This is a genomic window from Janthinobacterium sp. GW823-FHT06H09, assembly GCF_058794735.1.
In genome coordinates this window covers 59,251-73,047 of record NZ_JBXAHC010000009.1, presented here as the reverse complement: position 1 = coordinate 73,047, position 13,797 = coordinate 59,251, and the positions used below count along the sequence as shown (strand labels likewise).

The 13,797-nt window shown below is 63.3% G+C and carries 8 protein-coding genes; 7 read left to right on the top strand and 1 reads right to left on the bottom strand.

Annotated features, from left to right (window positions below):
• Positions 1–471 precede the first annotated feature (471 nt).
• From aceE to AC1Q6X_RS16775, 4 genes are all read left to right on the top strand, one after another.
• On the top strand, positions 472–3,168 hold the full coding sequence (gene aceE / locus AC1Q6X_RS16790; protein ID WP_099408847.1) for a pyruvate dehydrogenase (acetyl-transferring), homodimeric type: 2,697 nt from the start codon (positions 472–474) through the stop codon (positions 3,166–3,168).
• Between the two features lie 94 nt (positions 3,169–3,262).
• Positions 3,263–4,936, top strand: coding sequence for a dihydrolipoyllysine-residue acetyltransferase (gene aceF / locus AC1Q6X_RS16785; RefSeq protein ID WP_492497865.1), 1,674 nt, complete (start codon positions 3,263–3,265; stop codon positions 4,934–4,936).
• Between the two features lie 10 nt (positions 4,937–4,946).
• Positions 4,947–6,725: a dihydrolipoyl dehydrogenase gene (lpdA, locus tag AC1Q6X_RS16780; protein ID WP_492497864.1), complete on the top strand. Its 1,779-nt coding sequence runs from the start codon at positions 4,947–4,949 to the stop codon at positions 6,723–6,725.
• A 692-nt stretch (positions 6,726–7,417) separates the two neighbouring features.
• Positions 7,418–8,587 (top strand): hypothetical protein, encoded by a 1,170-nt coding sequence (locus tag AC1Q6X_RS16775; protein WP_492497863.1) that lies wholly within the window; start codon positions 7,418–7,420, stop codon positions 8,585–8,587.
• A 23-nt stretch (positions 8,588–8,610) separates the two neighbouring features.
• Here the strand turns inward: AC1Q6X_RS16775 and AC1Q6X_RS16770 are convergent, their stop codons facing one another.
• The gene (locus tag AC1Q6X_RS16770) at positions 8,611–9,330 is read right to left on the bottom strand and encodes a TetR/AcrR family transcriptional regulator (protein WP_070312825.1); all 720 of its coding nucleotides are present in this window, start codon (positions 9,328–9,330) and stop codon (positions 8,611–8,613) included.
• Positions 9,331–9,474: 144 nt separating this feature from the next.
• On the opposite strand from AC1Q6X_RS16770, the gene AC1Q6X_RS16765 reads away from it, so the two are divergent.
• From AC1Q6X_RS16765 to AC1Q6X_RS16755, 3 genes are read left to right on the top strand one after another with little or no spacing between them, the layout of a single operon-like run.
• Positions 9,475–10,674, top strand: a complete 1,200-nt coding sequence (locus AC1Q6X_RS16765) for an HlyD family secretion protein (protein WP_070223739.1) — start codon at positions 9,475–9,477, stop codon at positions 10,672–10,674.
• A gap of 6 nt (positions 10,675–10,680) precedes the next feature.
• On the top strand, positions 10,681–12,279 hold the full coding sequence (locus AC1Q6X_RS16760; RefSeq protein ID WP_492497862.1) for a DHA2 family efflux MFS transporter permease subunit: 1,599 nt from the start codon (positions 10,681–10,683) through the stop codon (positions 12,277–12,279).
• Between the two features lie 41 nt (positions 12,280–12,320).
• Positions 12,321–13,793 (top strand): efflux transporter outer membrane subunit, encoded by a 1,473-nt coding sequence (locus tag AC1Q6X_RS16755; protein ID WP_492497861.1) that lies wholly within the window; start codon positions 12,321–12,323, stop codon positions 13,791–13,793.
• Positions 13,794–13,797: the final 4 nt, after the last annotated feature.

Below are 13,797 nucleotides of genomic sequence, written 5' to 3'. Positions count from 1 at the left end.
TTTTTCAGGCCCGCTTGGCCCGGCATAAAAGCGGGCCAGAGACGCGGGCCTGAGAAAATGCCGATGGCGGCGTTGCAGCTCCTTGCCGTACTGGCGTACTGTCTGCGTCGCTGCGCCTTGCCCTCGACATTTTTCAGGCCCGCTTGGCCCGGTATGCCTGTGCGGACGACTGGGGCGTTAATGCGTTTTGCTGGTGTGCTGGTGACCTAGGGAGCGCAAGGGCCTGCGGTTCTTTTGGCGCCGTTTTTGGCACTTTGATCACCCTAATTTCCGGACAGAATTTGCGGCAGTGCAGCATAAATTTCATAGAGTGATTTCATGATATGAAATACTATATCGTAATTTGAAAAATACTAAATACGCTGTTAGAATCCCCACACTAAACCAACTTAATAGTAAATAATCAGCGAAATACCGTCCGACAGCGATCCGGAAAATCGGGGTGGGGCGTTCACAAAGGAGACTCAACAGATGTCAGCTCAACTGAACCAGGTAACGACACAGATCGGCACCGACCCGGATATGCAGGAAACCAAGGAGTGGCTGGACGCGCTCGAAGCCGTGCTGGAAAATGAAGGTCCGGAACGCGCGCATTACCTGATGGAGCGCATGGTTGACCTGGCCCGCCGCCGCGGCGCCCAGATCCCGTTCTCCAGCACCACCGCCTACGTCAATACCATCCCCACCAAACAAGAAGCACACTGCCCCGGCAACCTGGAATACGAAGAGCGCCTGCGCTCGTGGATGCGCTGGAACGCCATGGCCATGGTGGTCAAGGCCAACCGCGCCGACGGCGACCTGGGCGGCCACTTGTCCTCGTTCGCGTCGCTGGCGAACATGCTGGGCATCGGTTTCAACCACTTCTGGCACGCGCCGACGGCCGACCACGGCGGCGACCTGCTGTACATCCAGGGCCACTCCTCGCCCGGCGTCTACGCGCGCGCCTTCCTCGAAGGCCGTTTGACGGAAGAGCAAATGCTGAACTTCCGCAAGGAAGTCGACGGCAAGGGCCTGTCCTCGTACCCGCATCCAAAGCTGATGCCGGACTTCTGGCAGTTCCCGACCGTGTCGATGGGCCTGGGCCCGCACATGGCGATCTACCAGGCGCGCTTCCTGAAATACCTGCACGCACGCGGCATCGCCAAGACCGACAACCGTAAAATCTGGGCCTTCTGCGGCGATGGCGAGATGGACGAGCCGGAATCCCTGGGCGCGATCGGCCTGGCCGCACGCGACATGCTCGACAACCTGGTCATCGTGGTCAACTGCAACCTGCAGCGCCTGGACGGTCCCGTGCGCGGCAACACCAAGATCATCCAGGAGCTGGAAGGCGAATTCCGTGGCGCGGGCTGGAACGTCGTCAAGGTCATCTGGGGCCCGGGCTGGGACGCCCTGCTGGCGCAAGATAAAGAAGGCATCCTGCAGCGCGTCATGATGGAAACCGTCGACGGCGAATACCAGAACTACAAGGCGAAAGACGGCGCCTACGTGCGCAAGCACTTCTTCGGCAAGCATCCGAAGCTGCTGGAAATGGTTGCCAACATGACGGACGACGACATCTGGCGCCTGACCCGTGGCGGCCACGATCCGCACAAGATCTACGCGGCCTTCAAGATCGCCCAGGAACACAAGGGCCAGCCTACCGTCCTGCTGGTGAAGACCATCAAGGGCTACGGCATGGGCAAGTCGGGCGAAGCGCGCAACACGGCGCACCAGACGAAAAAACTGGACGACGAAGCCATCCGCGAAATGCGCGACCGCTTCTCGCTGCCTATCCCGGACGACAAGCTGGCCGACATCCCGTTCTTCAAGCCTGCCGACGACGCGCCGGAAATGGTCTACCTGCACGAGCGCCGCAAGGCCCTGGGCGGCTACCTGCCGCAGCGCCGCCAGAAGGCGGAAGAAACCCTGCCCGTGCCTGGCCTGGACGCGTTCAAGAACGTGCTGGAAGCGACGCCTGAAGGCCGCGAAATCTCGACCACGCAAGCGTTCGTGCGCGTCATTTCGACCCTGCTGAAAGACCCGAACCTGGGCCAGCGCGTCGTGCCTATCCTGGTCGATGAATCGCGTACCTTCGGCATGGAAGGCCTGTTCCGCCAGATCGGCATCTACAATCCGAAAGGCCAGTTGTACGAGCCGGTCGACAAAGACCAGGTCATGTACTACCGCGAAGACAAGGCCGGCCAGATCCTGCAGGAAGGCATCAACGAAGCGGGCGGCATGAGCTCGTGGATCGCCGCGGCGACGTCGTATTCGACCAACGACCGCATCATGATCCCGTTCTACACCTTCTACTCGATGTTCGGCTTCCAGCGCATCGGCGACCAGGTATGGGCTTCGGCCGACATGCGCGCCCGCGGCTTCCTGATGGGCGGCACGGCCGGCCGTACGACGCTGAACGGCGAAGGCTTGCAGCACGAAGATGGCCACAGCCATATCTTCGCCGCGACCATCCCGACCTGCATGCCGTACGATCCGACCTTCAGCCATGAAGTCGCCGTCATCATCCAGGACGGCCTGCGCCGCATGATCGCCAACCAGGAAGATGTGTTCTACTACATCACGATCATGAACGAGAACTACGCCCAGCCAGGCATCAAGCCGGGCCAGGAAGAAGGCATCCTGAAAGGCATGTACAAGCTGCAGGAAGGCAAGGCTGACGCCAAGCTGCGCGTACAGCTGATCGGTTGCGGCACCATCCTGCGCGAATCGATCTTCGCCGCCGAATTGCTGGAAAACGACTGGGGCGTGGCCGCGGACGTATGGTCGGCGCCGTCGCTGACCCTGGTGGCCCGCGATGGCCAGGACGCCGAACGCTGGAACATGGTCAACCCGTCGAAACAGCAGCGCGTGCCGTACGTGACGTCGCTGATGCAGGACACGGATGGCCCGATCGTTGCCACGACCGACTACATGCGCGCATTTGCAGAACAGATCCGCGCCTTCATGCCGAAGGGCCGCACCTACAAAGTGCTCGGTACCGATGGCTTTGGCCGCTCGGACAGCCGCGCCAAGCTGCGCGAGTTCTTCGAAGTGAACCGTTATTATGTCACCGTGGCCGCGCTCAAATCGCTGGCTGACGAAGGCAAGATCGACGTGTCGGTGGTGGAGCAGGCGATCGCCAAGTACGGCATCGACGCGAACAAACCGAATCCGGTGACCCAGTAATCGTTGTGCGGACCCGATGATGCCAGGGCGGTGCGAAAGTGCCGCCCTGGCGTGTGTGCGGGTCCATCTGACAAATAAAATAACGGAGCAAGCTATGAGCATTGTGGAAGTCAAAGTCCCGGATATCGGCGATTTCAAGGAAGTCGAGATCATTGAACTGATGGTCAAGCCAGGCGACACGGTCAAGGTCGACCAGTCCCTCATTACCGTCGAATCGGACAAGGCCAGCATGGAAATCCCATCGAGCCACGCCGGTGTCGTCAAGGAATTGAAAGTCAACGTGGGCGACAAGATCGCCGAAGGCTCGCTGGTCCTGCTGCTGGAAGTGGCGGACGACGCCTCGGCCCCTGCGCCAGCTGCTGCCGCTGCCGCCCCGGCACCTGCCGCTGAAGCCGCCCCCGCCGCCGCTCCCGCGGCCGCGCCGGCACCCGCCGCCCCTGCCGGCGCGCCGGCCCTGGTCGATGTAACCGTGCCCGATATCGGCGACTTCAAGGAAGTCGAAGTCATCGAGCTGATGGTCAAGGTGGGCGACACGATCAAGGTCGACCAGTCGCTGCTGACGGTCGAATCGGACAAGGCCAGCATGGAAATCCCGTCAAGCCACGCCGGTGTCGTGAAAGAATTGAAGGTCAAGGTCGGCGACAAGGTCGCCAAGGGTAGCTTGGTACTGGTCGTGGAAACGACCGGTGGCGCTGCCGCTCCTGCCGCTGCCCCCGCCGCCGCGCCTGCACCGGCCGCGCAAGCTGCCGCCGCGCCAGCCGCCGCCGTCGCTTCGGCGCCGGTCGCTGCTGCTCCTGCCGCTCCAGCCGCCGCACCTGCCGTGAACGGCAAGCTGGCGCACGCGTCGCCATCGATCCGCAAGTTCGCGCGCGAACTGGGCGTGGACCTGGCCCGCGTGGGCGGTTCCGGTCCGAAGGGCCGCATCACCCAGGAAGACGTGCAGAACTTCGTCAAGGGCGTGATGTCGGGCGCCGTTGCCGCACCAAATGCTCCAGCCGCTGCCAAAGGCGGTTCCGGCGTGGGCCTGGACTTGCTGCCATGGCCGTCGCTGGACTTCAGCAAGTTCGGCACGACCGAATTGCTGCCGCTGTCGCGCATCAAGAAAATCTCGGGTCCGAATTTGCACCGCAACTGGGTCATGATCCCGCACGTCACGCAGTTCGACGAAGCGGACGTGACGGACCTGGAAGCGTTCCGCGTCGACACCAACGCGGCCAATGCGAAGAACAAGGATGCGGCCAAGCTGACCATGCTGGCATTCGTCATCAAGGCGTCCGTCGCCGCGCTGAAGAAATTCCCCGCGTTTAACGCCTCGCTCGATGCCAAGGGCGAAAACCTGATCCTCAAGCAGTACTACAACATCGGCTTCGCGGCCGACACGCCGAACGGCCTGGTGGTACCTGTGATCAAGGGCGCGGACCAGAAGTCGGTCTCGCAGATCGCCCGCGAAATGACGGAACTGTCGCTGCAGGCGCGCGAAGGCAAGCTGAAACCGGCCGACATGCAGGGCGCCAGCTTCACGATTTCGTCCCTGGGCGGCATCGGCGGCACGCACTTCACGCCTATCGTTAATGCGCCGGAAGTGGCGATTCTGGGTCTGTCGAAAGCCTCGATCAAGCCGGTATGGGATGGCAAGGCCTTCCAGCCGCGTTTGATGATGGGCACCTCGCTGTCCTACGACCACCGCGTGGTCGATGGCGCGATGGGCGCGCGATTCTCCGTGTACCTCGGCGAAGTCCTGGCCGACATGCGCAAAATTCTGCTGTAAGGAGCGATTGATGAGCACAGTAGAGGTAAAAGTACCGAATATCGGCGACTTCAAGGAAGTCGAAGTCATCGAACTGATGGTCAAGGTGGGCGACACCATCAAGGTGGACCAGTCCCTGATCACGGTCGAATCGGACAAGGCCAGCATGGAGATTCCATCGACCCACGCGGGCGTCGTCAAGGAAGTCAAGGTCAAGGTCGGCGACAAGATCGCCGAAGGCAGCGCGCTGCTGGTGGTGGAAGCGTCGGAAGGCGTGGCCGCTGCCGCGCCAGCTGCCGCTCCTGCACCGGCGGCAGCCGCTCCGGCAGCCGCTGCGGTTCCTGCACCTGTCGCCGCCATCCCGGCCGGCAATTACAGCGGCCAGGTCGACATCGACGTCGACATGATGGTGCTTGGCGGCGGTCCTGGCGGCTATTCGGCGGCGTTCCGCGCGGCCGATCTGGGCATGTCGACGGTCATCGTCGAGCGCTACGCCACCCTGGGCGGCGTGTGCCTGAACGTGGGCTGCATCCCGTCCAAGGCGCTGCTGCACGTCGCATCCGTCATCGACGAAACGGCGCACATGTCCAACACGGGCGTGACGTTCGCCAAGCCGACGATCGACATCGACCAGGTACGCAAGTACAAGGAAGGCGTGATCTCGAACATGACGGGCGGCCTGGCCGGCATGGCCAAGGCGCGCAAGACGCAGGTCGTCACCGGCGTGGGACAGTTCCTCTCCGCGAACCACATCGAAGTGACGGCAGGCGACGGTTCTAAAAAAGTCGTGCAGTTCAAGCAGGCCATCATCGCCGCCGGTTCGTCCGTGGTGAAGCTGCCGTTCGTGCCGGAAGACCCGCGCATCGTCGATTCGACGGGCGCGCTGGAATTGCGCCAGATCCCGAAACGCATGCTGGTCATCGGCGGCGGCATCATCGGCCTGGAAATGGCGACTGTCTACTCGACCTTCGGCGCGCGCATCGACGTGGTCGAAATGATGGATGGCCTGATGCAGGGCGCGGACCGCGACGCCGTCAAGGTATGGCAGAAGTTCAACGAGAAGCGCTTCGACAACATCATGACCAAGACCAAGACGGTCGCCGTTGAGGCGTTGCCGGAAGGCATTAAGGTCACGTTCGAAGCGGCCGAAGCGGGTGCCACGGCACCGGCGCCGCAAGTCTACGACCTGGTGCTCGTCGCCGTGGGCCGCAGCCCGAACGGCAAGAAGATCGCTGCCGACAAGGCCGGCGTGAACGTCACCGACCGCGGCTTCATCGAAGTCGACAGCCAGATGCGCACCAACGTGCCGAACATCTTCGCCATCGGCGACCTGGTCGGCCAGCCGATGCTGGCGCACAAGGCCGTGCATGAAGCCCACGTGGCCGCCGAAGCAGCTTCCGGCCAGAAGTCGCACTTCGACGTCAAGGTGATCCCGTCGGTCGCCTACACGGACCCGGAAGTGGCATGGGCCGGCATCACGGAAGACGAAGCGAAAGCCAAGGGCATCAAGGTCGAGAAGGGCCACTTCCCTTGGGCCGCTTCCGGCCGCGCCGTGGCCAACGGCCGCGCCGAAGGCTTCACCAAGCTGCTGTTCGACGCGGAAACGCACCGCATCATCGGCGGCACCATCGTCGGCACGCATGCGGGCGACATGATCGGCGAAATCGCGCTGGCCATCGAAATGGGTTGCGACGGCACCGACATCGGCAAGACCATCCACCCGCACCCGACCCTGGGCGAATCGATCGGTATGGCTGCCGAAGTGTACGAAGGCGTGTGCACGGACTTGCCGCCGCCGCGCAAGCGCTGATGTTGTAGCGCTGTGACACCAAAAACCCCGCAAGCGATTGCGGGGTTTTTTATTGTCCAAATACGATTAAATACTTCACCGTTGGCACCATCGTCGGCAAGCATGCGGGCGACAGGTGAAAAATGAAGCGGCGAAATCGCGCTGGCCATCGAAATGGCCTGCGATGGCACCGATATCGGCAAGACCATCCACCCGCACCCGACCCCGGGCGAGTCGATCGGCAGGTTGGCAAAAGCGCACCGAAGTGTACGAATGCGTGTGCACGGACTTGCCGCCGCCGCGCAAGCGCTGATAAAAAATTAACTTTCAGTACAAAAAACCGGGACGTGTTCCCGACTTTTTTTATTTCCCTTGACCTTCAGCAGGGTAAAACGTGGCGCGGCGGCACCATGTGAAAATTGGTGAGTATTGCCGTATGGAAAAAATGGCAGAATGACGGTCTGTAACCATGTTTTGCTTCTATGAACGCGTGCGATTTTTCCAGCAATGTTGCCAGCATGGGAATCGGTCAAGTTCCGCTGTACCAGGAGCCTGTCCCAGCAGATGAATACATCCCTTGCTGGCGCCCCTCGGAAGCGGGGAGTCGTCGCGTGGCTCGCTACGCATCCTCCTCACGCCTTGTCAGCGCTCCTGATGAACTGCCAGCAGAAGACGCTCCTTATTGGGATAGGCTCTAAGAAAGTTTTGCAACGATGAGAAAATTTACCGCCCTTCATATCGCCGATGTCCGTTTGCGCCGGGCTGATGAGCAAGAGCAAGCCGTGATGCTGCATGCCTTGTACCAGGATGTGGCCGCTATCCTGGCGGCGGGCAAGAGGATCGATGCGATTTTTTTCACGGGCCAGCTGGTGGCGCTGGACGCCTGTGCCGGCACGACACCCGTGTACGTCTACGAGTACTTCCTGCGCCCCTTGCTGCAGGCGGCCAGCTTACCCGGTGCGCGTTTCTACCTGGTGCCGGGCAGCCGCGCGCAGGGTGTCGCCGCGGCGGCGCTGGGCAATGCCGGCTTCAGCTTTTTCTCTGCCGACGAGCACGCCAGTGCCGAGCAGCGCGCGCACTACAAGAATATCCACGCCGTGTTCCATGGCCACCAGCATACGGGCGATGCCAGTTCGCTGATGAAGTCGCTGGGCATCCTGTTCAAGAGCAATCCAGGCAGCCTGTATGGTGCGAATGGCCAGATGGCGGCATTTTCCGTGCTCGAGTTCGCCACGGGCGAAGCGGATGGCGGCGGGCCAGGCACGCAGTGGACGGTGTCGCTGCGCGAGTTCGATGACGTGAGCAAGAGCTTCGCCCTGTCGGTGCTGTACACGCCGAATGGCCAGGAAACGGGGCAGGTGGATGCCGAGTATGTGTTTGCCACCTTGCTGCCGCAGCTGGCGGGCGATCGCGCCTATCTCGATGGCTTGCTGGGCAAGGCGGGCGCGCAACGGCGCGAGGACGCCGGCGTCGCTGCCGATGCGCGCGAATTCCTCATCGAGCTGGCGTTCGTGATGTTCGAAGCCAAGAGCGTGTTCCTCAGCGAGGTGGAGCTCGAGCGTTTTGTCAGCGACTATTGCGGCGTGAAGGGCTGGAGCATGGCGGCCGGGGACTGGCTGGCGCCGCTGTATGCGCATGGCTTGCTGCTGTGTGCTGATGGCCAGGTGGCGTTTTCCTTCGATTACTTCCGCACGTATTTCCTGGCGCAACGCTTTGAAACCTCGTTCGACCTGATGCGCTACGGCCCGGACCGCTACGATGGAAGTGAGTCTTCACTCAGCGTTGATGGCGCGTCGGCGGCCCAGCCTTTCCTGCGTGCGCTGGGCTTGAACGATGAACAGGTCGAAGCGGCGCTGCCGGAAGACTGCAGCCGCCCTGGCTGACTTCCGGGGCCAGCCGTGCCGCGTCAGTCCGCCAGCGGCTGGCGCAGGGTGCCGCGCAGGAACAGGTCCAGGCTGAGTGCAACCTTGGTGCGCAGCTGTGCGACATCCGGCTGCGCCTGTGGTGGGAATAGCAGGCGCGACATCTGGTCGCCCAGCAGGCAATTGAGCAGGTGCAGCGCCAGCATGGATGGCGTCAGCTCTGCGCGAAACAGGGGCGCGATGTCGGGGCGGCTGAAAAACTTGGTCAGCATCTCGCGCGTCTGTCCCGGTCCCACCTTGTAAAACGTTTCCGCCAGTTCCGGGTGCGTGGCCGCTTCGGCCACCACCATGCGATTGAGGCGGATCGCCGCCGGCATGGTGACCAGTTGCACGAACAGCAGGCCGAACTCGCTCAAAATGGCGGGCAGGGGCCGCATATCCGTTTCCAGCGCCGGCATGGTCGAGAAGTAGGCGGCGCGGCGCAATTCCACGACGGCATTGAACAAGCCCGACTTGCCGCCAAATTTCACGTAAATCGTGCGCACGGCCACATGGGCTTCGCGGGCGATCATTTCCAGGCTGACCTTCCCATACCCTTTTTCCAGAAACAGGCAGCCGGCCGTGTGCAGCAGGTTTTCCATGCGCGCTTCCATGTCGGCCGCGCGCGGGCGGCCGGCTGGCTTGCCGCAGCAGGAAAGCTCCTGGGCGGCGGCGTCGGATTCTGTATCGGTGGGCAAGGTATCGCTGAGGCCGGGATCGGACATGGTCTGGGTCTCTTTATAAGGTGGAAGGTAAGTGATGGCTCACACTGTAGTGCAAATTAAAATGAAATGCAATCGTTTCATTTCTTGACTTTGGCTTTTCTTTGCCCAATAATGAACCTATATCATTTCATTTCCGGAGCGAGTATGTCCAACCAGCCAGGCCAAGCAGAGCACAAGGTGCTGAGCGCCGTCCCACCCGCGGCCCCTGCCGCACCTTCCACGCCCGCCGCTTCCGCCAGCTCCGCACCACCGAATAACCGTGTGAAAATCATCGCCGGCCTGATCGTCCTCGTCGCGCTGGGCGCCGGCGCGCGCATGTGGTACCGCAGCCACTATTTCGTGGAAACGGAAAACGCCTATGTGGCCGGCCACGTGCATCCTGTCTCGGCGCGCATTTCCGGCGTCGTTACCAAGGTCTTCATCGACGACAATCAAATCGTGAAAGAGGGCGACGTGATCGCCGAACTCGACCCGTTCGACCAGCGCGTGAAAACCGAGCAGATCGCCGCGCAGATCGCCAGCGCCGAGCAGCAAGTGCTGCAAGCGGACGCGCAGATCGCCCAGGTGCAGGCGCAAGCGAGTGCCGCCCAGGCGCAAGTGGCGCAAGCCGATGCGCAATTACTGCGCGCGAAACAGGATGCGGACCGTTATGGCCAGCTGTACACGAGCCAGATGAAAGCCGTCTCGAAGGCGGAACTCGACGCGGCCAACGCGGCCCGCTCTAGTGCCGTGGCCGACCTGGCCGCCCGCCGCGACAGCGCTTCGGCCGCCAAGTCGCAGATCGGCGCGGCGCAAGCCGCGCGCGACGTGGCCAAGGCACAAGTGGCCGTGCTGCGCGTGCAATTGAAGGACGCGGAACAGCAGCTGCAATACAACCGCATCCTGGCGCCCGTCGCCGGACGCATCGGCAAGCGCAACGTGGAAACGGGCATGCGCGTGCAGCCTGGCCAGCAGTTGACGGCCATCGTGCAGGACAACGTTTGGGTCACCGCCAACTTCAAGGAAACCCAGCTGGCCGACCTGCACCGCGGCCAGAGCGTGCACGTGACCATCGACGCCATGCCGGGCAAGAAACTCGTGGGCACCGTGGACAGCTTCGCCCCTGCCTCGGGCGCGCAATTCGCCCTGCTGCCGGCCGATAACGCCACCGGCAACTTCACCAAGATCGTCCAGCGCGTGCCCGTGAAGATCGTCTTCCAGCCGGAAGACATCAAGGCCATGAATGGCCGCCTGGTGCCGGGCATGTCGGTGATCGCCGAAGTGGAAGTGAACCAGCCTGCGTCGGACAAGGCCGAGGCCCCGCGCCACGCCGCCGCTCCCGCCGCCCAGACCACCGCCCGCTAAGCTTCCATGAGCAGCTCCTCCACCACGCTGGCGAAGCCGCCAGCGTTTCCCGTGATTGACGAGAAAGTTTCCGGGCGCACCTGGCTGGCGGTCGCCGCCGGCATGCTGGGCGCCTTCATGGCGGTGCTCGACATCCAGATCACCAACTCCTCGCTCAAGGATATCCTTGGCTCGCTGTCGGCCACCCAGGAAGAGGGCTCGTGGATTTCCACGGCCTACCTGGTGGCGGAAATTATCGTCATTCCCCTCACCGCGCTGCTGGCGCGCGTGTTCGGACTGCGTACCTACATGATCGGCACCACCGCTTTCTTCCTGCTGTTCTCCACCCTGTGCGGCACGGCCTGGAACCTGGAAAGCATGATCGTCTTCCGCATGCTGCAGGGGTTCACGGGCGGCGCCCTGATACCGATGGCGTTCACCCTGGTGATGCTCAAGCTGCCGCCGTCGAAGCGTGCGGTCGGCATGGCCATCTTCGGCCTGACGGCGACCTTGGCGCCGGCCATGGGCCCGACCCTGGGCGGTTACCTCTCCGAGCTGTATGGCTGGCCCTCGATCTTCTACATCAACTGGGTGCCGGGCGTGCTGCTGATCGCCGGCATGATCTATGGCCTGGACAAGGAGCCGATGAAGCTCGAGATGTTCTGGAAGGCCGACTGGCTGGGCATCTTCTTCATGGCCCTGGGCCTGGGCTGCCTGACGATCTTCCTGGAAGAGGGCAATTCGAAGGACTGGTTCGACTCGGGTTTCATCATCACCTTCGCCGCGCTGGCCCTGGCGGGCATCCTGGGCTGGGTCGTCACCAGCGCCACGCGCGCCGAACCGTTCGTCAACCTGGGCCTGTACGGCCAGCGTAACTTTTTGGTCGCCACCGTGCTGTCGGCCGTGACGGGCATGGGCCTGTACGGCTCGGCCTTTTTGCTGCCCTTGTTCCTGGGCCAGATCGCCGGCTATTCGCCGATGCAGATCGGTGAAGTCATCATGTGGGTGGGCTTGCCGCAGCTGTTCATCATGCCGTTTGTCGCCAAGCTCTCGTCCGTGGTGGACAACCGCATCCTGTGCTCGTTCGGTCTCTTGCTGTTCGGCGGCTCGTGCATGATGAATGCCTACATGGATGCGTCCACCGGCTACGACCAGCTGCTGTGGTCGCAGGTCGTGCGCGCGCTGGGCCAGCCCTTCGTCATGCTGACCCTGTCGAACTTCGCCATGAAGGGCATCGCGCCGAAGGACATGCCGTCCGCATCGAGCCTGTTCAACATGACGCGCAACCTGGGCGGCTCGATCGGCATCGCCCTGCTGGCCACGGCCCTGAGCACCCGCGAACACTTCCACTCGCAGCGCCTGGGCGAGGCGATCAATGCCTATTCCAGCGCCACGCAGCTGCGCATCGACCAGCTGACGTCCTCGTTCATGGCCAAGGGCTATGACGCCGTCACGGCCGGCAACCAGGCCTTGCAGGCGATCGACGGCATCGTGCGCCGCGAGGCGTATGTGATGGCTTACAACGATGGCTTCTTCCTGATCGGCGCCATCCTGCTGGCCTGCATCGTGCCCCTGTGGCTGGCCGACAAACTCAAAGCTCCCGGTGGCGGTGGCGGCGGTCATTGAGCGCCGCACGCAGCCACCTCAAGAACAAGAAGGTACACATCATGAACACAGTTATGACCAAAATCGCCGCAGCCGCCTCGCTGGCCGTGCTGCTTGCCGCCTGCGGCACCGTGGGCCAGGATTTCACGGCACCGGCGAATGTGGCCGGCGCCGACACCTTCCGCCATGGTGCGGCCGCGGCCGACGCCGCGCAGCTGCCTAAAGAGTGGTGGCGCATCTACGGCGACGCCACCCTGAACCGCCTGGAACAGAGCGCGCTGCAGGACAATCCCAGCGTAAAAGCGGCGGGCGAGCGCCTGCTGCAGGCGCTGGCGCAAAGCGGCACGGCGCGCGCCAACCAGGGGCCGAGCGTGAACGTCAGCACGGGCATCTCGAACTCGCGCACCTCGGCCAACACCTCGCAGGGCCTGGCCCTGGGCAACCGCTCGATCAGCGGCAATAACTTCTCCGTGGGCGGCTCGCTGTCGTATGAAGTCGATTTGCTGGGCCGCGTGAAACGCATGGTCGAAGCGGCCGATTCGCAGGCGCTGGCGGCGCAGGCGGACCGCGACGGCGTGCTGCTGATGCTGTCGTCGCAAGTGGCCAGCAATTACTGGCAGCTGCGCGGGCTGGACGCGGAAATGGCGATCCTGAATGGCGCCCTGGACACGCGCCGCGAGTCGGCGCAGCTGGTCGAGGCGCGCTTCAATGCAGGGCTGACGAATGAGCTGGACCTGGCGCGCGCGAAAGTCGAACTGTCGAACGCGCAGGCCGACCTGCATGAAGTCAAGCGCCAGCGCAACCAGCTGGAAAACAGCCTGGCCGCCCTGACGGGCAAGCCGCCGTCGGCGCTGCAATTGCCGGTGGCCGCCGAGCCTTCCAGCTTGCCGCTGCCGCCCGCCATCCCTGTCGGCTTGCCCGCCAGCCTGCTGGCGCACCGTCCGGACCTCGTGTCCAGCGTGGCGGGCCTGCGCGCGGCGAACGCGCAAGTGGGCGTGGCAGAAGGCGCGTTTTACCCGTCGCTGCAATTGACGGGCAATTTCGGCTATGCCTCGGAAAAACTGCGCGACCTGGCGCAGGGCGGTTCGCGCCAGTTCAGCTTTGGCCCGCTGGCCCTGTCCCTGCCGATCTTCGACGGCGGCCGCAACCAGGCCAATCTGGACCTGTCCAAGGCGCGCTATGCGGAAGCCGTGGCGAACCATGAAACGAAGCTGTTGACGGCCTTGCGCGAAGTGGAAGATGCGCTGTCCGACGTGGAACAGCGCCAGTTGCAGGGCGACGCCCAGGCCCTGTCGCAGGCAGCGGCGGCGCGCGCCTACCTGGTGGCGCGCACGCGCTACGAGCGCGGCATCTCGACCTACCTGGACGTCACCGATGCCCAGCGCAGTTCGCTGGCGGCGGACCGCGCCGCCGCGCAGATCAAGACCCAGCGCCTGCTGGCGACGGTGGCCGTGGCCCGCTCGCTGGGTGCCGGCTGGCAGCCGGACGGCGAGCTGGCCAGGCTGGCGTCCGCGCCCGCCGCGAAGGCCAACTAAGTAC

Coding starts and splice junctions, on each gene's coding strand:
- aceE (WP_099408847.1), top strand. CDS start 472: ATGTCAGCTCAACTGAACCAGGTAACGACACAGATCGGCACCGACCCG.
- aceF (WP_492497865.1), top strand. CDS start 3,263: ATGAGCATTGTGGAAGTCAAAGTCCCGGATATCGGCGATTTCAAGGAA.
- lpdA (WP_492497864.1), top strand. CDS start 4,947: ATGAGCACAGTAGAGGTAAAAGTACCGAATATCGGCGACTTCAAGGAA.
- AC1Q6X_RS16775 (WP_492497863.1), top strand. CDS start 7,418: ATGAGAAAATTTACCGCCCTTCATATCGCCGATGTCCGTTTGCGCCGG.
- AC1Q6X_RS16770 (WP_070312825.1), bottom strand. CDS start 9,330: ATGTCCGATCCCGGCCTCAGCGATACCTTGCCCACCGATACAGAATCC.
- AC1Q6X_RS16765 (WP_070223739.1), top strand. CDS start 9,475: ATGTCCAACCAGCCAGGCCAAGCAGAGCACAAGGTGCTGAGCGCCGTC.
- AC1Q6X_RS16760 (WP_492497862.1), top strand. CDS start 10,681: ATGAGCAGCTCCTCCACCACGCTGGCGAAGCCGCCAGCGTTTCCCGTG.
- AC1Q6X_RS16755 (WP_492497861.1), top strand. CDS start 12,321: ATGAACACAGTTATGACCAAAATCGCCGCAGCCGCCTCGCTGGCCGTG.